This window comes from Pseudomonas sp. HP_01, from assembly GCF_055284355.1.
In genome coordinates, this window is the sequence record NZ_JBTOPV010000012.1 from 26,599 (window position 1) to 46,502 (window position 19,904).

General features: G+C 61.1%; 22 protein-coding genes and 1 pseudogene. 10 read left to right on the forward strand and 13 right to left on the reverse strand.

Features of this window, described 5'->3' with window-relative positions; all coding sequences use genetic code 11:
* Positions 1 to 169 precede the first annotated feature (169 nt).
* Together arfB and ACYAR8_RS08815 are read right to left on the reverse strand one after the other, a co-directional pair.
* Complete coding sequence (arfB, locus tag ACYAR8_RS08810) at positions 170 to 583, reverse strand: alternative ribosome rescue aminoacyl-tRNA hydrolase ArfB (protein ID WP_065986956.1); 414 nt, start codon at positions 581 to 583, stop codon at positions 170 to 172.
* A gap of 53 nt (positions 584 to 636) precedes the next feature.
* Complete coding sequence (locus ACYAR8_RS08815) at positions 637 to 2,061, reverse strand: amino acid permease (RefSeq protein ID WP_463579672.1); 1,425 nt, start codon at positions 2,059 to 2,061, stop codon at positions 637 to 639.
* Between the two features lie 520 nt (positions 2,062 to 2,581).
* On the opposite strand from ACYAR8_RS08815, the gene ACYAR8_RS08820 reads away from it, so the two are divergent.
* Both ACYAR8_RS08820 and ACYAR8_RS08825 read left to right on the forward strand, forming a co-directional pair.
* Positions 2,582 to 2,719, forward strand: coding sequence for a hypothetical protein (locus ACYAR8_RS08820; RefSeq protein WP_163022139.1), 138 nt, complete (start codon positions 2,582 to 2,584; stop codon positions 2,717 to 2,719).
* A 69-nt stretch (positions 2,720 to 2,788) separates the two neighbouring features.
* Positions 2,789 to 3,757, forward strand: a complete 969-nt coding sequence (locus ACYAR8_RS08825) for a M29 family metallopeptidase (RefSeq protein ID WP_074890307.1) — start codon at positions 2,789 to 2,791, stop codon at positions 3,755 to 3,757.
* 80 nt (positions 3,758 to 3,837) lie between these two features.
* Here the strand turns inward: ACYAR8_RS08825 and rluB are convergent, their stop codons facing one another.
* The 6 genes from rluB to ACYAR8_RS08855 all read right to left on the reverse strand — a co-directional run bounded on the left by rluB (position 3,838) and on the right by ACYAR8_RS08855 (position 8,696).
* A complete protein-coding gene (rluB, locus tag ACYAR8_RS08830; protein ID WP_463579673.1) occupies positions 3,838 to 5,085 on the reverse strand; it encodes a 23S rRNA pseudouridine(2605) synthase RluB in 1,248 nt (415 codons plus the stop codon).
* Between the two features lie 207 nt (positions 5,086 to 5,292).
* Positions 5,293 to 5,487, reverse strand: coding sequence for a DUF1289 domain-containing protein (locus ACYAR8_RS08835; protein ID WP_065986946.1), 195 nt, complete (start codon positions 5,485 to 5,487; stop codon positions 5,293 to 5,295).
* 54 nt (positions 5,488 to 5,541) lie between these two features.
* Positions 5,542 to 6,333 (reverse strand): SMC-Scp complex subunit ScpB, encoded by a 792-nt coding sequence (gene scpB / locus ACYAR8_RS08840; protein WP_108121456.1) that lies wholly within the window; start codon positions 6,331 to 6,333, stop codon positions 5,542 to 5,544.
* A gap of 17 nt (positions 6,334 to 6,350) precedes the next feature.
* A complete protein-coding gene (locus ACYAR8_RS08845) occupies positions 6,351 to 7,049 on the reverse strand; it encodes a segregation and condensation protein A (protein ID WP_175514173.1) in 699 nt (232 codons plus the stop codon).
* A gap of 140 nt (positions 7,050 to 7,189) precedes the next feature.
* Entirely contained in the window at positions 7,190 to 7,822 is a 633-nt protein-coding gene (locus tag ACYAR8_RS08850; RefSeq protein ID WP_108121457.1) for an L-threonylcarbamoyladenylate synthase, read from the reverse strand.
* A gap of 13 nt (positions 7,823 to 7,835) precedes the next feature.
* Positions 7,836 to 8,696, reverse strand: coding sequence for a PHP domain-containing protein (locus ACYAR8_RS08855; protein ID WP_108121459.1), 861 nt, complete (start codon positions 8,694 to 8,696; stop codon positions 7,836 to 7,838).
* 65 nt (positions 8,697 to 8,761) lie between these two features.
* Between ACYAR8_RS08855 and ACYAR8_RS08860 the strand changes: the two genes are divergently transcribed.
* From ACYAR8_RS08860 to ACYAR8_RS08885, 6 genes and pseudogenes are all read left to right on the forward strand, one after another.
* Entirely contained in the window at positions 8,762 to 9,370 is a 609-nt protein-coding gene (locus ACYAR8_RS08860) for a septation protein A (protein WP_463579674.1), read from the forward strand.
* A 1-nt stretch (position 9,371) separates the two neighbouring features.
* On the forward strand, positions 9,372 to 9,671 hold the full coding sequence (locus ACYAR8_RS08865) for a YciI family protein (protein ID WP_108121460.1): 300 nt from the start codon (positions 9,372 to 9,374) through the stop codon (positions 9,669 to 9,671).
* A 161-nt stretch (positions 9,672 to 9,832) separates the two neighbouring features.
* Positions 9,833 to 9,936 (forward strand): annotated as a pseudogene (locus ACYAR8_RS08870) (translation initiation factor 2); the annotation flags it as partial.
* Between the two features lie 7 nt (positions 9,937 to 9,943).
* Positions 9,944 to 10,621 (forward strand): response regulator transcription factor, encoded by a 678-nt coding sequence (locus ACYAR8_RS08875; RefSeq protein ID WP_074890298.1) that lies wholly within the window; start codon positions 9,944 to 9,946, stop codon positions 10,619 to 10,621.
* Between the two features lie 290 nt (positions 10,622 to 10,911).
* Positions 10,912 to 11,364, forward strand: coding sequence for a Spy/CpxP family protein refolding chaperone (locus ACYAR8_RS08880; RefSeq protein WP_074890297.1), 453 nt, complete (start codon positions 10,912 to 10,914; stop codon positions 11,362 to 11,364).
* Positions 11,365 to 11,457: 93 nt separating this feature from the next.
* Positions 11,458 to 12,795, forward strand: a complete 1,338-nt coding sequence (locus ACYAR8_RS08885; RefSeq protein WP_074890295.1) for a sensor histidine kinase — start codon at positions 11,458 to 11,460, stop codon at positions 12,793 to 12,795.
* 125 nt (positions 12,796 to 12,920) lie between these two features.
* On the opposite strand, the gene ACYAR8_RS08890 is transcribed toward ACYAR8_RS08885, so the two are convergent.
* On the reverse strand, positions 12,921 to 13,481 hold the full coding sequence (locus ACYAR8_RS08890; RefSeq protein ID WP_108121974.1) for an NAD(P)H nitroreductase: 561 nt from the start codon (positions 13,479 to 13,481) through the stop codon (positions 12,921 to 12,923).
* Positions 13,482 to 13,655: 174 nt separating this feature from the next.
* Here ACYAR8_RS08890 and ACYAR8_RS08895 point away from each other — a divergent pair, with 174 nt between their 5' ends.
* A complete protein-coding gene (locus ACYAR8_RS08895; RefSeq protein ID WP_463579775.1) occupies positions 13,656 to 15,110 on the forward strand; it encodes a TrkH family potassium uptake protein in 1,455 nt (484 codons plus the stop codon).
* 106 nt (positions 15,111 to 15,216) lie between these two features.
* On the forward strand, positions 15,217 to 15,528 hold the full coding sequence (locus ACYAR8_RS08900; RefSeq protein ID WP_074890290.1) for an Mpo1-like protein: 312 nt from the start codon (positions 15,217 to 15,219) through the stop codon (positions 15,526 to 15,528).
* Between the two features lie 65 nt (positions 15,529 to 15,593).
* On the opposite strand, the gene ACYAR8_RS08905 is transcribed toward ACYAR8_RS08900, so the two are convergent.
* The 4 genes from ACYAR8_RS08905 to ACYAR8_RS08920 all read right to left on the reverse strand — a co-directional run bounded on the left by ACYAR8_RS08905 (position 15,594) and on the right by ACYAR8_RS08920 (position 19,744).
* Complete coding sequence (locus ACYAR8_RS08905) at positions 15,594 to 16,412, reverse strand: UDP-2,3-diacylglucosamine diphosphatase (RefSeq protein ID WP_074890288.1); 819 nt, start codon at positions 16,410 to 16,412, stop codon at positions 15,594 to 15,596.
* Between the two features lie 126 nt (positions 16,413 to 16,538).
* The gene (locus ACYAR8_RS08910) at positions 16,539 to 16,835 is read right to left on the reverse strand and encodes an Rdx family protein (protein WP_463579675.1); all 297 of its coding nucleotides are present in this window, start codon (positions 16,833 to 16,835) and stop codon (positions 16,539 to 16,541) included.
* A 3-nt stretch (positions 16,836 to 16,838) separates the two neighbouring features.
* Positions 16,839 to 19,166 (reverse strand): FimV/HubP family polar landmark protein, encoded by a 2,328-nt coding sequence (locus tag ACYAR8_RS08915; RefSeq protein WP_463579676.1) that lies wholly within the window; start codon positions 19,164 to 19,166, stop codon positions 16,839 to 16,841.
* A gap of 143 nt (positions 19,167 to 19,309) precedes the next feature.
* On the reverse strand, positions 19,310 to 19,744 hold the full coding sequence (locus ACYAR8_RS08920) for a MarR family transcriptional regulator (protein ID WP_074890282.1): 435 nt from the start codon (positions 19,742 to 19,744) through the stop codon (positions 19,310 to 19,312).
* Positions 19,745 to 19,904: the final 160 nt, after the last annotated feature.

Genomic DNA, 19,904 nt, shown 5'->3' on the forward strand with positions numbered 1-19,904 from the left:
GGTGGGTCTGCAACGGTAGTGTGGTTTGAGCCGCCGCATTCGCGGGCAAGCGCGCTCCTACAGTGGGTCGGCGTCTGATTCCATGTTTGGGGTGCATGCAAATCCGTAGGAGCTGGCTTGCTGGCGAACGCGGTGGGTCTGCAACGGCTAGTACCCCCCCACACGATGATCAAAAATCGACCTTGCCCCGCCCTGCCTTGATCGACCCGCGCTTGGTTTTTGATTCCAGCCGGCGGGTCTTCGAGCCGAGGGTCGGCTTGGTCGGCCGGCGCTTCTTCTCGACCTTCCCCGCACTGATGATCAGCTCGCTCAAGCGTTCCAGCGCATCCGCACGGTTCTGTTCCTGCGTCCGGTATTGCTGCGCCTTGATGACCAGCACACCGTCGCTGGTGATGCGGCTGTCACGCAACGCCAGCAGGCGTTCCTTGTAGAACGGCGGCAGCGACGAGGCGTTGATGTCGAAGCGCAGGTGCATGGCGCTGGACACCTTGTTGACGTTCTGACCACCCGCCCCCTGGGCACGGATGGCGGTGAGCTCGACGTCGCTGTCCGGCAGGTGGATGTTGTTGGAGATGATCAGCATGGCAATCTGTGTCCTGGTTCGAAGCCGCCGCGACGTCACCGGCGGCTCTCGCCTTATTTGATGATCGACGTCCGCTGGGCCATAGACTCGCTATTGGCCCGGCGCTTGTTCTTGATCACATAAAACGCCCACATCGCCGCCAGCCAGACCGGGATCGCGTACACCGAAATCCGGATGCCCGGAATCATCAGCATGATCGCCAGAATCAGCACCACAAACGCCAGGCAGACGTAGTTGCCGTACGGGTACCACAGCGCCTTGAACAGCGGCTCCTGGCCGACCCGGTTCAGGTGCTGCCGGAACTTGAGGTGCGAATAGCTGATCATCGCCCAGTTGATCACCAGGGTGGCGACCACCAGCGACATCAGCAGCTCAAGGGCGTTTTGCGGCATCAGGTAGTTGAGCAGCACGGCAATCAGCGTCACCGCCGCCGACACCAGAATAGCCCGCACCGGAACGCCGCGACTGTCGACCCGCGCCAGTGACTGCGGCGCATCCCCCTGCTCGGCCATGCCAAAGAGCATGCGCGCGTTGCAATAGGTGCCGCTGTTGTAGACCGACAAGGCCGCCGTCAGCACAACGAAATTGAGAATGTGAGCCGCCGTCGTGCTGCCCAGCATCGAGAACACATGCACGAACGGGCTGCCGCTGTAGGCATCGCCGGACGCGTTGAGGTCAATCAGCAAGGCATCCCACGGCGTCAGCGACAGCAGCACCACCAGCGAGCCGATGTAGAAAATCAGAATCCGGTAGATGACCTGGTTGATCGCCTTCGGAATGATGGTCCGCGGCTGATCGGCCTCGGCTGCGGTGAAACCGAGCATCTCAAGGCCGCCGAACGAGAACATGATGAACGCCAGCGCCATGACCAGCCCGCTGACACCATGGGGGAAAAACCCGCCCCGATCCCACAGGTTGCTCACCGACGCTTGCGGGCCACCCTCGCCGCTGACCAGCAGATAACTGCCCAGGGCAATCATCCCCAGAATCGCCACGACCTTGATGATCGCGAACCAGAACTCAGCCTCGCCGAAGACTTTCACGTTGGCCAGGTTGATGACGTTGATCATCACGAAGAACACCGCTGCCGACGCCCAGGCCGGGACTTCAGGCCACCAGTACTGAATGTATTTGCCCACGGCGGTCAGTTCGGACATGCCCACCAGAATGTACAGGACCCAGCAGTTCCAGCCCGACAGAAAGCCGGCAAAGCCGCCCCAGTAGTTGTGGGCGAAATGGCTGAACGATCCGGCCACCGGCTCTTCGACGATCATTTCGCCCAGCTGGCGCATGATCATGAAGGCGATGAAGCCGCAGACGGCGTAGCCAAGGATCATCGACGGGCCAGCGGACTTCAGCACCCCTGCCGAGCCCAGGAACAGCCCCGTGCCGATCGCGCCACCGAGGGCGATCAACTGGATGTGACGGTTCTTCAGACCACGCTTCAAGTCACCCGAATGGGACATGTTTTCACTCATTGGCAAACCACCTTGGCGCGCTTGTCTGTGACGGAATCGAACCCGACGCGCTCATGACGCGGCGGAGGGAAACGGAGTGGGTAACCCCGAGGGCTTGGCGTCCATACGCCGGCGGATCACAGAAAAAAACGGGCGCGCATTGTACACCGCTCACATGTCGTTTGGCGGCGAAAGAATTCCCGGCTGAAGCCGGTCCCACAGGATGTGCATGACGCTTCTGTAGGACCGGCTTCAGCCGGGAAGCTGTCGCCACCTCCAGACCCGACACAATTCTGTCGCAAAAATAATTCTCCGAAATCGAAAGCTCCCTAACGTTGTTTTCGCTGCAAGTTTCAATAAGTCCGGCGAAATGCCAGCATTTTCCGGTCGATTTTTACTTTGCAACAGTCTGACTATTGCACTAGTTTTTTAGGTGCTTGCTGGCCACGAAGGTCAGTGTGCTTCCATGACGAGGACCCAGGGCTCAGGCCTTTCGTCCTCGCTGCATTCGGCAAGTACGTCATTCTCAGGAGATTCACCTATGCAAACAGTTGAACTGGCTCTGGAAGAAGAACTGCAATTGGACGATTGGTTTGAAGCACCGACTCATGATGCCGCTGTGGAAATGATGCAGGCTGACGCCGTTGTGCCGTTTGGCACCGCGATGTGGCCGTTCTAAAACAGCTGAAGGGCGAGCGTGGCTAACGCGTTCGCCCTCTTGTTTTAAGCATTCGCAGTGGAGCGCACTATGGATAACAGCAGCGCCATCGAACATTTCCTGTATTACCTGCAACGCCACCCCGCCGTTACCGGCATGACCACTCCCCAAGTACTACTGGCCCCTACACCGGAATACCGCAGCATCGTCGACGGCATTATCGAAAGCTCGACGGCGCGGGATTTCTTCCGGTTCAGCACTCTGCCGCTGGACACGTCCCCTATAAACGAACTGACAGAAGCCATCACCGATTCCGATCTCTTCGTCCTGTTCTACGATTCCTCAACGCTGCCCAATCCTCGCGCGGAAGGACCGCCGTTCATTCGCCAGTTGCAGGAGGTGATGTCGGCGCAGTGGAAGAAGTCTTTGCTGTTCAAGGATTACGGCGACTATTTCTACGACACGTTCAGCGTTGAGCCCGAGCGTATCGCGCAGCTGAATGCTGCACTCATCGACACCATGAACCAGGGCGAAACCCTCAGCTTCAGCGACGCCCACGGCTCCTACTTCGAGGCCCCACTGCGCGAACTGAAGAAGTGGACCAACATCAACGGCGTCGGCAACTACGACCTGGCACCCGGTGAGATCGCCACCCACAGCGAATCCATCAACGGCCATGTAAGGTTCATCGGCACGTTTCTCAGTACCATTCCTTTCGCACGCAAGTACGGAATCATCGAGTCGCCACTGGAATTGTGGATCGAGAATTCCGTTGTGACGCGCATTGCCACTGACATACCGGGGCTGGAGCACGACTTCAACAAATACCTGGACGCGAATCCCTCGAACCGGCGCATCGAAGAACTGGGGATCGGCACCAACGAAGGTGTCAGTCAGCTGTACGCGCGCAACGCAGGTTTCGAAGAGCGCCATTGCGGACTGCATCTGGGCTTGGGCGGCGGTGCCAAGGGCAGCCATCACATGGACCTGATTTTCAACGGCGGATCACTGGCCGTGGACAAGCGCGTGGTGTTTGACGGTAACGCCTACGTCGTCTGACCCGTAATCGCGCACAAAAAAACGCCAGTCTCTCGACTGGCGTTTTTCGTAGTGCAGACCGCTTTCACCGCTTCACAACGTTACTCTGGCTTGCGACGACCAAAGCCTGGACGCTGACCGGAGCCGCTTGGCGGACCGCGACGTTTGCCGGAGGGGGTCTTGTCGTCCACCAGACCGATGCCGGGACGCGAAGGCTTCGGCTTGGCCGGACGCTTGTTCATGTCGCTTGGACGTTCCGCGACCGGCGTGCCGCGACCGTTTTCGCCACGGGCGCCGTCGCCACGTGGATTGCCGCCACGGGCAGTGTCGCCACGGCCACCAATGGCCGGGCGCGGAGTGCGCGCCGGACGGCCGCTTTCCGCAGGCTTGCGCGCCGGGCGCTCGCCGTCAGCCAGACGCGGCTCGCGGGCTGGACGATCCGGGGACACCGCATCCTTGGCTGGACGAACCTGACGCACACGCTCGCCCTTGCCCAACGGACGGGAGGACTGGCGCTGCAAACGCTCCAGTTTGTCCTTGGTCTTGGCATTCATCTGCGGCATCGCGACCGGCGTCAGGCCGACCTCGGCGCTGAGGATGTCGACTTCCTGCTGACTCATTTCGCGCCAGCGACCCATCGGCAGGTCGGAATTGAGGAACACCGGACCGAAACGCACGCGCTTCAGGCGGCTGACCACCAGGCCCTGGGATTCCCACAACCGGCGAACTTCACGGTTGCGGCCTTCCATGACCACGCAGTGGTACCAGTGGTTGAAACCTTCGCCACCCGGCGCCTGCTGAATGTCGGTGAAACGCGCCGGGCCGTCTTCCAGCACCACGCCAGCCTTCAGCCGCGCCAGCATGTCGTCGTCGACTTCGCCACGGACGCGCACGGCGTACTCGCGGTCCATTTCGAACGAGGGGTGCATCAGGCGGTTGGCCAGTTCACCGTCGGTGGTGAACATCAGCAAGCCAGTGGTGTTGATGTCCAGACGACCGATGTTGATCCAGCGGCCTTCTTTCGGGCGCGGCAGGCGATCAAATACGGTCGGACGGCCTTCAGGGTCGTCACGGGTGCAGATTTCACCGTCCGGCTTGTTGTACATGACGACGCGGCGAACGGTTTCGGCGGCTTCTTCGCGGCGGATCACGCGACCGTCGACCGTGATGGCGTCGTGCAGATCGACGCGTTGACCGAGAGTGGCCTGAACGCCGTTAACCTTGATGCGGCCTTCGCCGATCCAGGCTTCAACGTCGCGACGGGAACCGACGCCAATGCGCGCCAGCACCTTCTGCAGTTTTTCGCCTGCTGGGCCGATCTCTTTGTCTTGCTTGTCTTGTTCACTCATCTGGGCACCTCCCGGTGTGTCGAATCAGGGCATGCGCGAGTGGGCATGGCCTGTGGCCCGGCTCTCTGGACGAAAGCGGCTCCGAATCAGAACAATTCTGAGGCGGAACGGGCAGAAAACTGAAATCCCTGGCGCGTGTGGATCGCCAAAAGGTCGCGAATCATACGCGCCTGACGCGCGTTGCGCATCAGAGACTAGATGAAAAAATCAGGCTGACTTCTTTTTCCGCCGACTGGCGCCCTTCAGCTTGATCAACCGCAAGGCCGACTCGGCGAGCACCGAGCGCTTTTCGTCCTTCTCCATCTTCTTCCAGGATTTGATCTCGCGCTTGCTGCGACCACAGCCCAGGCAAATATCATCGTCGAACTTGCAGAGGCTGATGCAGGGATTCTTGGTGCTCATGGGTTCGCCTGAATGAGGAATTGGGCGCTGCGCATCGTCCTGCCACAGCGTTCGTCACCGCGGATCTTCATCGTCCTGCGGCGGTTCTTCCAATTCAGACTCTTTATCGGCCTCATCGAGCAATAAATCGTCGAAGTCTGTTTTCAGGCCCTGCTCCATCGTATCCAGCTCGGCCAGCAGGCTGCGGAAACTGGTTTCATCCCGGGGCGCCTCAGGCTCTGCGTCGGGATCAACTTCCAGGCTGGCGTCGGCCAACGCCTGCAAGTGCGCGGGCACCGGCGCGTCGTCGAATTCCAGCACTGGCTCGCTTTCCATCTCGCGCAGGTCGGCCAGTGGCGGCAGTTCGTCGAGGTTCTTCAGGTTGAAGTGGTCAAGAAAGGCTTTGGTGGTGGCGAACATCGCGGGCTTGCCGGGCACGTCGCGGTAGCCAACGATCCTGATCCATTCACGTTCCATCAGGGTCTTGACGATGTTGCTGTTGACCGCCACGCCGCGCACGTCTTCGATTTCGCCCCGGGTAATCGGCTGGCGATAGGCGATCAGCGCCATGGTTTCCAGAAGAGCCCGTGAATAACGCTGGGGCCGTTCTTCCCACAGGCGCCCGACCCAGGGCGCGAACTTCTCGCGGATCTGCAAGCGATAGCCGGTGGCGACTTCTTTCAGTTCGAAGGCGCGGTTGTCGCAGGACTTGCCCAGCAACGTCAGCGCCTTTTTGAACACCGGCGGTTCGGGCCGTTCGCCCTCTTCGAACAGCTCGTAGAGACGCTCCAGGGACTGTGGTTTTCCGGAGGCGAGCAGAAACGCTTCGAGCAACGGCGCCAGATCGCGGGGTTCATTCAGGTTCATTGATCAGCTCTTGCTCTTTATTCGGCTCGCGCCCGCACATGAATAACGGCGAAGGCTTCGTTTTGCACGAGCTCCACCAGTTGCTCCTTGACCAGTTCCAGCACGGCCATGAACGTCACCACCACGCCCAGCCTTCCCTCTTCTGCCGTGAACAGCTCGGCGAAAGGCACGAAACCCGCGCCTTTCAAGCGCTCCAGCACATCACTCATGCGCTCGCGGGTGGACAGCGCTTCGCGGCTGACCTGGTGACTTTCGAACATGTCGCCACGGCGCAGCACGTCGGCCATCGACATGAGCAGCTCTTCGAGGGCGACGTCCGGCAACAACTTGCGCACCCGGGCTTCGGGCGCCTCAAGCCTTGGAACGACGACATCACGGCCCACACGAGACAGTTGATCGATGTTTTCGGCCGCCGCCTTGAACCGCTCGTACTGCTGCAAGCGACGGATCAGTTCGGCGCGGGGATCACCCTCTTCTTCCTCGGCCATTTCCGAGCGGGGCAGCAGCATGCGCGATTTGATCTCGGCGAGCATGGCCGCCATCACCAGATACTCGGCGGCGAGCTCCAGGCGCACGGTTTTCATCAGCTCGACATAGCCCATGTACTGGCGGGTGATTTCCGCTACGGGGATGTCGAGGATGTTGATGTTCTGTTTGCGAATCAGGTAAAGCAGCAGGTCCAGCGGGCCTTCGAAGGCTTCGAGGAACACTTCCAGCGCATCCGGCGGGATGTACAGGTCGACCGGCATCTGCGTGACGGCCTGACCGTAGACCATGGCAAACGGCAGCTCTTGCTGGGCGTTGGCCTGCGGGTCGATATGAGCGTCGGTCTGAGCCTCCAGGGTTTGCGCCTCGGTCACTCGACTTCGACCCCGAACGGCGTCGGATCGCCGCAACCCACACGCACCACCTGGGGCTCGCCATCGGTCAGGTTGACAACGGTCGAGGCCGAAATGCCGCCCTCGCCTGCGTCGATGATCAGGTCCACCTGATGCTCAAGGATCCCCCGCATTTCGTAGGGATCACTCATCGGAATGGTCTCGCCCGGCATGATCAGGCTGACGCTCATCAGCGGCTCGCCCAGTTCCTGCAAAAGCGCCTGCGCGATGGGATGACCCGGCACGCGCAAACCGATGGTGCGCCGCTTGGGGTGCAGGACCAGACGCGGCACGTCACGGGTGGCGCCGAGTATGAAGGTGTACGGCCCCGGCGTGTGGGCCTTGAGCACGCGAAACGCCGCCGTGTCGACCTTGGCGAACAACCCCAGCTGGGACAGGTCGCTGCACATGAGCGTGAAGTTGTGCTTGTCGTCGAGTTGACGCAGGCGACGGATGCGCTCGACGGCCGTCTTGTCGCCCATCTGGCAACCCAATGCGTAGGACGAATCGGTGGGATAAACCACCAGACCGCCCGCCCGGATGATTTCCACGGCCTGCTTGATCAGGCGCGCTTGCGGGTTTTCCGGGTGGACCTGGAAAAATTGACTCACGGTAATTTCCTGTTCAGACGGCAGTAGGCTGGTCATGTTTGAACCGACACCAAAGGGGCGGCAGGTCTTCGGGCAATGGGCGATAAACGCCGATTTCAGACCATGCGCCTGGGGCATGAAAATCACTGCCGGCACTGACCAGCAGACCGAACTCACGGGCCAGAATCGCCAGACTGCCGACTTGATCGGCAGGCTGCAGGCCGTTGACCACTTCTATTGCATGACCGCCGGCCTGGATGAAGTCGGCGACCAGCTTGCGACGCTTGCTGCGGGTGAAATCGTAATGCGACGGGTGCGCGAGGCTGACCCACGCCCCGGCGGCGCGCAGGGTCGCCACCGTTTGTTCAAGGGTCGGCCAGTGTTGCTTGACGTCGCCCAGCTTGCCAGCGCCGAGCCATTTGCGGAACGCCTCGGCGCGGTCCTTGACGAAACCCTGGTTGACCAGAAAGTCGGCAAAGTGCGGTCGGGCCGGCGCATTTCCGCTGTCGCCCAGTGCCTGCTGCACCGCACGCGCACCTTCGAGCGCACCGGGCATACCTTTCATCGCCAACTTGCGGCTTATTTCTTCGGCCCGCAACCAGCGGCCGGTGTGCAATTGCTCGATCGCCTCACGCAATTGCGGGGCGTCCACATCGAACCCATAGCCCAGCACATGGATGGTGGCACCACCCCAGGTGCAGGACAATTCGATGCCATCAATCAGCTGCATACCCAGCGCAACCGCCGCAGCACGGGCTTCGGGGAGGCCTTCGAGGGTGTCGTGATCGGTCAGCGCGAGGACTTTCACGCCGTGCTCGTGGGCACGTGCGACAAGTACCGCGGGCGCAAGGGCGCCATCGGAAGCGGTGCTGTGGCAGTGCAGATCGACGTTCATAGGGGCGCTTTCGCAGTCATTGATGTTTGTTATTATGCCGTCACATCCAGCTTCTGGCTCTTACTGTGAAACAATTCATCGACTTCATCCCGCTCATCCTGTTCTTCATCGTTTACAAAATCAGCCCGCAAGCCGTCGATGTCCTTGGCCACAGCTTCATGGTAGGCGGGATTTACAGCGCCACCGCGATGCTGATCGCCAGTTCCCTCGTGGTTTACGGCGTCCTTTATGTCCGTCAGGGCAAACTGGAAAAAAGTCAGTGGCTGACGCTGATTGCCTGTCTGGTCTTCGGTAGCCTGACCCTGGCGTTCCACAGCGAAACCTTCCTGAAGTGGAAAGCTCCGGTCGTGAACTGGGTCTTCGCGCTGATCTTCGCAGGCAGTCACTTCATCGGCGACCGTCTGTTGATTCAACGCATCATGGGTCACGCGCTGACCCTGCCGCAGGCGGTCTGGACCAAGCTGAACATTGCCTGGATCGTGTTCTTCCTGTTCTGCGGCGCAGCCAATCTCTATGTGGCGTTTACCTATCAAGAATTCTGGGTCGACTTCAAAGTGTTCGGCAGCCTGGGCATGACCCTGCTGTTCCTGGTCGGCCAGGGCATCTTCCTGGCTCGCCACATCCATGATGTCGACCCGTCTACCCAGACTTCAAACAAAAAAAGAGAGGACTGACATGCTCTACGCAATCGTGGCAACCGACGTCGCCAACTCGCTGGAAAAACGCCTGGCCGCGCGCCCTGCGCACCTTGAGCGCCTGAACGCAATGAAAGCCGAAGGCCGCATCGTCCTCGCCGGCCCGATGCCTGCGGTAGACAGCATCGACCCGGGCGCCGCAGGGTTTACCGGCAGCCTGATCGTCGCCGAATTCGAGTCACTCAAGGACGCTCAGGCCTGGGCTGAGGCGGATCCCTATGTGGCAGCGGGCGTCTACGCTGACGTGGTCGTCAAACCATTCAAACAAGTCCTGCCCTGATACATCAGTCGAGCGCCCGGCTCCGTACACCGAGCCGGACCGCCTTCAACCCGCTTTCCAAAGCTCACCCTTCGCACTGCCCTGCCGATAAGTTGCTAGAACCAAAGGCTTTGACTGCGGCTCAAAGAGGCACGGGCGGTCATGCCCTTGCGGGTGTGATCGAACAACAATGGTTTGTCGCAGGGGGCGCTCAGCAAGGGTGGCCCTCCAGTGCGGTATCTTTGCCAGCGGCTGGCGTAGACGTCGTCGGCAATGGCTAAATTGAGTGAGTCATGAGCGAGCTGTTACTTATTGATGATGACCAGGAGCTGTGTGAGCTCCTGAGCAGTTGGTTGAGTCAGGAAGGGTTTGCCGTGCGCGCCTGCCACGATGGCCAGAGTGCGCGCAAGGCGCTCGCCGAGTCCGCCCCCGCTGCGGTGGTGCTGGATGTGATGCTGCCCGACGGCAGCGGTCTGGAACTGCTCAAACAATTGCGCACCGATCACCCCGACCTTCCCGTGCTGATGCTGTCCGCTCGTGGCGAACCGCTGGACCGTATCCTGGGTCTGGAGCTGGGCGCTGACGATTACCTGGCCAAGCCATGCGATCCCCGTGAACTGACAGCGCGTCTGCGCGCGGTGCTGCGGCGCAGCCATCCGACGGCGGTGTCGTCGCAGATCGAGCTGGGCGACCTGTGCTTCAGTCCCGCACGGGGTGTGGTCACGATTGACGAGCAGGAATTCACCCTGACCGTTTCCGAAGCGCGCCTGCTTGAAGCCTTGCTCGGCCAGCCCGGCGAACCGCTGGAGAAGCAGGAGCTGGCGCAACTGGCCCTGGGCCGCAAGCTGACCCTGTACGACCGAAGCCTCGATATGCACGTCAGCAACCTGCGCAAAAAGATCGGCCCCCACGCCGACGGCCGCCCGCGCATCGTTGCCCTGCGCAGCCGTGGGTATTATTACAGCCTCTGACGACGGAGTTGGGAGCGGCAAGTTTCAAGCTGCAAGCTGCAAGCTGCAAGCTGCAAGCAACAGCGACAGCACAAGCAACAGCATCGGCAGCGACGCCGGACTGCTTTTGGCTTGAGGCTTGTGGCTTGCCGCTTACAGCTGGGCGCGCACTCGGTAGCAGGCACACTACGTCAACACGCCAGCGCGCCCCCTTTACCCAAGCTTTACCGACCCCTGACCTCGCTTGACCTTGATCTCCCTAAACTGGCCTCAACCGGCACAGAGCCGAAATCGAGACAAGGAGATTCACCATGCGCAAGACTTTGATGGCTTTGATGTTCGCCGCAGCCCTGCCTACCGTTGCAATGGCCATGCCTCCAGAAGGCGGCCCGATGGGTGGCCCTGGCGGCCCAGGCGGCCCAGGCGTCGATGGCCCGGGCATGCATCATCGCCACGGCCCGATGGAGAGACTCAACCTGACCCCGGAACAGCGTCTGCAAGTTGACCAGATGATGGGCGAACAGTGGCGCGGCCGCTCCGAGATCACCCACAAGTACCTGGCCAAGCTGTCGCCAGCCGATCAGAAGGCGATGATGGATGAACAGGAAGCTGCCCGGGCCAAAACCCAGTCCGGCATCCGCGCCCTGCTGACGCCTGAGCAACAGAAGACGTTCGACCAGATCCAGAAGGATGAAGCCCAGCGTCGTGCGGATCGCGCCGAGTTCGAAGCCTGGAAAGCGCAGAAAGCGCAAAAAACCCAGTAACCGGCTGCTGGCGCGGCATTACACTTCCCCCAACCCGACACGCTCCCCGGCGTGTCGGGTTTTCTATTTGACGAACCGGGTCGAGGGCAGCACGTGCGTTCATTGTTCTGGAGAATCCTGGCCAGCTTCTGGCTGGCGATCGCGTTAGTGGCGGGTCTGTCGATTCTGATGGGGCATGTGCTCAATCAGGACGCCTGGATTCTCAGCCGTCATCCCGGCCTGCACAATTTGCCGCAGAAGTGGGTGGAGCTGTACGAAGGCAAAGGCGAGAAATCTGCCCAGGACTATCTGCAAGACCTCAAGCGCAAATACCACATTGACGTTCAGGTGCTGAACGACAGCGGCGAAGCAGTGATTCCCGGCACCTTCCCGCCCCGCGCGGCGGCCTTTGAAGAGCGGCAGAATGACGACACGCGCCCACTGCCCTGGCGGCGCCTGACCACCGAATACACCAGTGATAAAACCGGGGAAACCTACCTGCTGATTTACCGGATTCCCCATCCGGAGCTGGACGCCTGGCACCGGGACAGTCTGGTCTGGCCGCTGAGTGCGCTGGGTATCGCGCTGGTGGTCCTGACGTTGTTCAGCCTGATGGTGACGCTGTCGATCACCCGCCCGTTGAGCCGTTTGCGGGGTGCGGTGCATGACCTCGGCCAGACCACTTACCAGCAGAACAGCCTGGCGCAGCTGGCCAACCGCCGCGATGAATTCGGCGTGCTGGCGAACGACTTCAACCGCATGGGTGCCCGCCTGCAAAGCCAGATCAGCAGCCAGCGCCAGCTGCTTCGCGACGTTTCCCATGAACTGCGCTCTCCCCTGGCCCGGCTGCGAATTGCCCTGGCCCTGGCCGAACGCGCCGAACCGGTCGAGCGCGACAAGCTGTGGCCGCGCCTGACCCGGGAGTGCGACCGGCTGGAAGAGTTGATCAGTGAGATTCTGGCCCTGGCACGACTGGACGCCGACATGGGCAGCGCCTCGGCGGTGGATTTGCCAGGGCTGTTGCACCATTTGCAGGCCGAAACCGAGATGGGCAGCGGCGAGCAGACGGTTTCGGTGTCGGTGCAGCCAGGCGTGCAGTTGCAGGGCTGGCCGAACGTGCTGGAACGGGCGCTGGATAATCTGCTGCGCAACGCGCTGCGTTTCAATCCGGCGGGTCAGCCGATCGAGTTGAGCGCAAGCGTCGATGGCGGTGAATTGCGGCTCAGCGTGCGGGACCACGGCCCCGGCGCCAACCCGGAGCATCTGGCGCAGCTGGGCGAGCCGTTCTATCGCGCGCCCAACCAGACTGCGCCCGGTTATGGGTTAGGGCTGGCGATCGCCAAACGCGCCGCCGAAAAGCACGGCGGAACGCTGGTGCTGGGCAATCACCCGGAGGGGGGATTCGTAGCCAGCATCGTGGTGCCCCGCGAGCTGACAGCTTTGCACGGCTGATTCGATGCTACCGGCTTAAGCGATTCTCAGTGGGACCGGCTTCAGCCGGGAAGAGGCCGGTGTAATCGCCCTCCATTTTGCAGTGTGACGCAGTACGCCTTCCCGGCTAAAGCCGGTCCCACTAACTAACCCTCCCACGCACTCACGAACCCGGCAACCTCCGGCTTCGCGGCTTCCCGTGGCGGGTTCAGCGGGGTGCCGAGGTAGAGGAAGCCGACAACTTCTTCTTCGGCTGTCAGACCCAGCCCTTCGGCTACGTGTCGGGAGTAGGACAAGTCTCCCGAGCGCCAGACCGCGCCGATGCCCATTGCGTAGGCGGCCAGCAGGATGCCGTGGGCAGCGCATCCTGCGGTGATCACTTGTTCCTTTTTCGGCACTTTGTAGTGGTCAGTCAACTTGGCTATCACCACGACCACCAACGGCGCGCGAAGGGGTCCGTTACGGGCCTTGTCCAGCGCCTTGGCCTCAACATCGCCGCCTTGGTCGACCAATGCCTGGGCCAACAGTTCGCCCATGCGGTTACGTGCATCGCCTTCGACGGTCAGAAAGCGATAAGGCCGCAAGACGCCGTGGTCAGGTGCGCGCAGGGCTGCACCGAAGAGGATCTCGCGTTGCTCGGCGTCCGGCGCGGGTTCGATCAAGCGGGGCACGGACACGCGATTAAGCAATACGTCGAGCGCTTCCATTAAGTCGTCTCCAGGAAAAATGACGGACCATTGTAGTGCCCTCGGTGCGGTCTTGAACTTCAATAACGATTAACCCGGGCAATTACTTACAACACTGTCGGAAATGCCTCGGTTTACACACACGGGCTCGCGAGTAGAATGGCCGCCCTCTCACTTCCTGATCAGAGCGATTGCATGGCGTTGCCGACCCTCCGCATCATCGGTTTCATTATCGGCATCTTCCTGATTACCCTGGCCATCGCCATGGTCGTGCCGATGATCACCCTGATGATCTTCCACCGCACCGCCGACATGCCGTCGTTTCTGTGGTCGAGCCTGATCACCTTTGTGTCCGGGCTTGCGCTGGTGGGCCAGGGCCGACCTGAACACGTGCACCTGCGCCCGCGGGACATGTACCTGCTGACGGTCAGCAGTTGGGTCATCGTCTGCATCTTCGCGGCGCTGCCGTTTCTGCTCACGCAACACATCAGCTACACCGACTCCTTCTTCGAAAGCATGTCCGGCATCACCGCCACCGGCTCCACCGTTCTCAGCGGCCTGGACACCATGTCCCCGGGCATCCTGATCTGGCGCTCGTTGCTGCACTGGCTTGGCGGCATCGGTTTTATCGGCATGGCGGTGGCGATTCTCCCGCTGTTGCGCATCGGCGGCATGCGCCTGTTCCAGACCGAGTCGTCGGACCGCTCTGAAAAAGTCATGCCGCGTTCGCACATGGTCGCCAAGTTCATTGTGCTCGTTTACCTCGGCATCACCGTGCTGGGCACGCTGGCGTTCTGGTGGGCCGGCATGAGCCTGTTCGACGCCATCAACCACGCGATGTCGGCGATCTCGACAGGCGGTTTCTCCACCTCGGATCAGTCCCTGGCGAAATGGCCGCAACCTGCCGTGCACTGGGTGGCGATCGTGGTGATGATCCTCGGCGCCCTGCCTTTCACCCTGTATGTCGCGACGCTGCGGGGCAATCGCGGGGCGCTGCTAAGGGATCAGCAGGTGCAGGGTTTCCTCGTCCTGCTGCTGGTGATGTGGCTGGTGATGACTGCCTGGTATTGGGCGACGACCGATCTGCCGTGGTATGACGCGTTGCGTCATGTCGCGCTGAACGTGACCTCGGTGGTGACGACCACCGGCTTTGCGCTGGGGGATTACAGCCTGTGGGGCAACTTCGCGCTGATGCTGTTCTTCTATCTGGGGTTCATCGGCGGATGTTCGGGGTCAACGGCTGGCGGCGTGAAGATCTTCCGCTTTCAGGTCGCCTACATCCTGCTGCGCGCCAACCTGCACCAGTTGATTCACCCTCGCGCAGTGATCAAGCAGAAGTACAACGGGCACCGGCTGGACGACGAAATCGTGCGCTCGATTCTGACCTTCTCGTTTTTCTTCACCTTCACCATTTGCCTGATTGCGCTGATGCTGTCGCTGCTGGGGCTGGACTGGATGACAGCGCTAACGGGCGCCGCCAGCACGGTGTCAGGCGTGGGGCCGGGGCTGGGTGAAACCATTGGCCCGGCGGGTAACTTCTCGACGCTGCCGGATGCCGCCAAGTGGATTCTGTCACTGGGCATGCTGCTCGGCCGACTGGAAATCATCACGGTGCTGGTGCTGTGCATCCCGGCGTTCTGGCGGCACTAGAACACTGCGGGCGGGGCAATGTGGTTGGCCGGGCCGTGAGAAATTTCGCGGCGCGCAGCGGGGGCTCGGCTAAGCTCAGCCGAGACCCTGTTCAGAGCACAGCCTTATGGAAACAGTGAAGCGTTTCGAGCGATTTGCAGATTTCTATCCGTACTACCTGCATGAACATCGGGACAGCACGTGCCGCCGTTTGCATTTCATCGGCACGAGTCTGGTCATCCTGATTCTGGCATTCGCCTTGCTCAGCGCTAGCTGGATGCTGTTGTGGATATTGCCGCTGGCGGGTTACACCTTCGCCTGGATCGGCCACTTCTTTTTCGAGAAGAACCGTCCGGCCACGTTCAAGCATCCGTTCTACAGCCTGCTCGGCGATTTCGTCATGTACAAGGACATGCTCAGGGGCAAAGTGCCGTTTTGACCGGCACCCGTTGGCGTCGCTTATGACGCCTTGCTGGCTCGCCATCTGAGCAACAAGCTGCCGGTTCAGACCGTCTCGCCCACTGGCTGTGCTGCTTCAGGGCTTTTGGCTTTGATGTGGGCGTCGGCCAACCGGAACAGCTCGATCGTCCCATCCCAGTGCTCGATCAAGGCCGTGCACGACTCCACCCAGTCGCCGCAGTTGAGGTACTCCACACCGCCCACCTGACGGATTTCGGCGTGGTGAATGTGCCCGCACACCACCCCGTCCAGCCCGCGCTTCACGCACTCATGGGCGATGGCTTCCTCAAAGTCGCTGATGAAACTGACAGCGGTCTTGACCTTGTGCTTCAGGTACGCCGACAGCGACCAATAGCCGTAGCCGTATTTGGCGCGCCAGTGGTTGAGCCAGCGATTGAGGGTCAGGGTGAATTCGTAGGCCGAATCGCCAAGAAAGGCCAGCCAGCGGTGGTAGCGCGTGATGACGTCGAACTGGTCACCGTGGATCACCAGGAGACGACGACCGTCGGCGGTCAGATGCACGGCTTCATCGACCAGCTGGATGTTGCCCAGAATGAGTTTTGAATAGCGGCGCAGGAATTCGTCGTGGTTGCCGGTGACATAGATGACTTCGGTGCCGCGCTTGCTCATGGTCAGCAGGCGGCGGATGACGTTGGTGTGGGCTTGCGGCCAGTACATGCCACCGCGCATCTTCCAGCCATCAATGATGTCGCCGACCAGGTACACCTTGTCGGCATGGTATTGCTTGAGAAATCCGGAGAGGTGTTCGGCCTGGCAGTCGCGGGTGCCCAGGTGCACATCGGAGATCCACAAGGTCCGGACACGTTGTTTACGACTGGGTTTCACGTTCTCGGCAATGCTCATGGACCATCTCCACTTAGGTTTCCCCAAGCGTGGACGTGGTCGGTGATATGAACATGACGGCCGTGTTTAGCTTTGATGACACGACATATCGGCTAACACTTTGCGGAATCCGCAGCCGATGCGCGTTCAGGTGTCCAGGCCGACGTGACGATCGTTGTGCCCCAGGTCCCGGGCCGGATCGATCTGGTCGCGGACCCGCTGCTTGAGAATCTTGGCCTCGGGAAAACCGCCGTCGGCCTTGCGCTCCCAGATCTGCACACCATCGCAGGTGATGCGGAACACGCCGCCGGTGCCAGGGATCAACGACACCTTGCCGAGATCATCGGTGAAGGTGCTCAACAATTCCTGAGCCAGCCAGGCGGCGCGCAACAGCCATTGGCACTGTGTGCAGTAGGTGATGGTGATTTCAGGCTTGGCAGACATCGGTCAGCCCAACCCTGCCAGCAAATCACGGGCGGTTTGCTGCGGGCCGTCGTCGGAGCCGTCGATCACTTCCTGCAACAGCCGACGGGCCTCGTCGACATTGCCTTCATCGATCAGCACCTGCGCCTCATTGATCTTGCTCAGCGGCTCTTCGTCCAGACTCAGCAGATCGAATCCGCCCTCCTCGATCATGAAACTGTCGAGAAAAGCGTCGTCCAGCAAATCGTTGTTGCTCTGCACGACGGCTGCCGGACCCGGCTCGAACTGCACGTCCATTTCCGGCGGCGTTTCCTCTTCGGCGAAATCGCTGAGGAACTGCTCTTCCGGCATCTCGAAAACCTCAGGCAGTTGCGTGAGGTCGGACGAGAAGGAGGTGTCCAGTTCAGGTTCAACTTCAGGTGCGGGCGCAGGCTTGCGGGGAGCAGGTGTGCTGTCGAACGGATCGACCAGATCCCAGTCGGCGTCCATGGAGAGGTCGTCGAGGTTGAGCTGGAAATCGTCGGCAGGGTCAACCGGGTTCAGCGATGCGGCCGCATTTTCGTCCAACTGAGCGGAGTCCGTCAGGCTGAGGTCTGGCGAGTCGTCTGATGTTTGACTGGCCGAGACTGTTTGGCTGGCCAGCACCGCAGCAGCGCCAAGGGCCGCGGCCGGGACTGGGGTCGAGGTCATGGCAGGCGACGCGACTGGCGCGGCAGGCGCAACGGGCTCCGGCTTCAGTTTCGGGTAACGATCACGGATGTCCTGCAGCTTCTGCGCGTCGATACCCTGGCTCAGCAGGACTCTTTCTTCCTCGTCGTACGCTGGCGCGTCACCCTGCTCGCCGAGCAGTTCAAGGATGCGCAGGCGAACATCGGTGCGCTCAGGTTGTTTGTCCAAAGCATCGCGCAGAATGGCCAGCGCTTCAGCGAAGCGGCCGTAGGCGATGTAAATGCTCGCACCATCCAGCGCGTCGGTAGCGGCACCGGCCAGGCGTTGGCCGGCAGGCGCTGACGAGGCCGGACGCGCAGCGGTAACGGCCGGCACTTCGAAGACTGGCGTGACCGTAGCAGCAGACCTGACCACCGGCTCTACCGGCACAGGCTCGAGGGCCTGCTGATTTTTGATCCGGTTGCGACGCACCGACCAGGCCAGCGCGAGGAGCAGCAGTATCACCAACAGCGCTGCCAGGACCGACGTCCAGGGGAAGTCATCCTCGGCGGCAACCGGAACCGGCGTCGGCGCTTGTACAGGAGTGGCTACTGGAGCGGGTGCAGCTGGTGTGACAGCTGGCGTCGTCGCCACCGTCGAGGCCGCGGGAGCAACTGGCGCAGACGCAGGCTTGGCCGACTGCGCCTTGAGTTCGGCAAGTTGGGTCTGCAGTTCGATGATCTGCCTGTCCTTGTCGGCCTCTTCGACGGTGGAGGTCTGAACCTGCTGCTTGAGGTCGTCCAGCGTCTTGTTCAACTGCTGGTTTTCCAGCGCCGCCGCCGACAACTGATCGCTGGCCTTCTGGTTCGCTGTGGTAGACGTCGGGGTGGAGGCCGCAGCCGAGTTGCTGCTGCCTGCAACAGCAGACGCACTGGCGGTCTTCGGTTCAACGGCATTGTCCGGCAGCAACAGGCTCTGCCCGACCTTCAACTGGCTGCGCTCACCATTGGGAAACGCCTGCGGATTGAGCGCTACCACGCCTTTTATCAACTCGGCAGAAGAGCCCTTGCTGCCTGGCGCCTGTACCTGACGGGCAATACCCGCCAGGGTGTCGCCGGACACAACCGTGTAATGCTTGCCCTGTCGAGCCTGGGGCGGCGCGACCGGCAGACGCGAGTCATCATTCTTCGCGCTGGCGGCCGGCGATTGAGTGCGGCTGCGCGTCGCGGCAAGCCCTGTTGGCGATGTCGGCGGATCAAGCAGTACGGTGTATTCATGCAGCTGGTCGCCGTTCGGCCGCACCAGCCTGACAAGGAAATTCAGATACGGCTCGGTGACCGCCTTGTGCGATTCGATGTGAATCACACTGCGGTTGCCACGGATCACTGGAGTAAAACGCAGATCGTTGAGAAAAAAGACGCGCTCTACGCCAGCCTTGGCAAAGGCCTCGGGCGGTGCGAGCCCGACGACGATTTCTTCGGGACTCATTCCACCCGCTTCAATCAATTCGACATCGGCGTTGAACGGTTGCCCGAGGGCAGAATGCAGGCTGATTTCGCCCAGACCCAGCGCAGCCGCTACGGAGCTGTGCAGCAACGCGGCCGAGGCCAGCCCGATGGCGAGCAAACCCGAACGAAGACCTGACTGAACACGAAGGGGCGCACCCCCTCCGCGACGACTACCGGCCTGAAAACTCTTCAGCATGCGAACCCTTTTGAAGACGAGGCAGGCGTCCCTGCACATTCGGTACGCCCGGACACGTCATCCGGGCAGTATCAGTATGGGTGCAAATAGAACAGGATGTTTCGCCCGCATCAATGTATTTGTCGCAGGCGTTCGCGTGGTTTTCAGGATTTTTCAAGATTGGCGAGGATTTTCGAATGAACGCGCATGCACAGGTGCAGTTCTTCCTCATTGATACCGGCAAAAAGCTCATGGCGCAGGGCGGTGGCGATGGTTTCGATTTTCTCGATCAACGGGCGCGCGGTGTCGCAGAGGACGATCTTTTTCGCCCGACGGTCTTCGAGCACCGCCTGCCGTAGCACCAACCCCTGATTTTCCAGACTGTCCAGCAGCCGGGCCAGGGTCGGGCCTTCAACCCCCACGCTCTGGGCCAGCTCACGCTGGGTCGGCGGCGTTTTGAAACGGGCCAGATGCAGTAAAACCAGCCAGCGCGCCTGGGACAATCCCAGATCAGCAAGCCGGCGATCCAGTTCCGCACGCCAACCCCGGGACATATGGGCCAACTGCATGCCAAAGCGGTGTTCTTCGGTTAACGGCATAGGTAACTCGATGGTTAAAGGCAATTCCTAATTAATAGGCAGCTAACCATGGAGCCCGGCATGAGGCAAGCGCCTGGGCGTGGTGATTCGTCGCAGAGACTCAGGCGTGCCGGGATGCGGCGGGTACGCCTTGGAATTGCCTGCAACTGTGCAGCCGGGC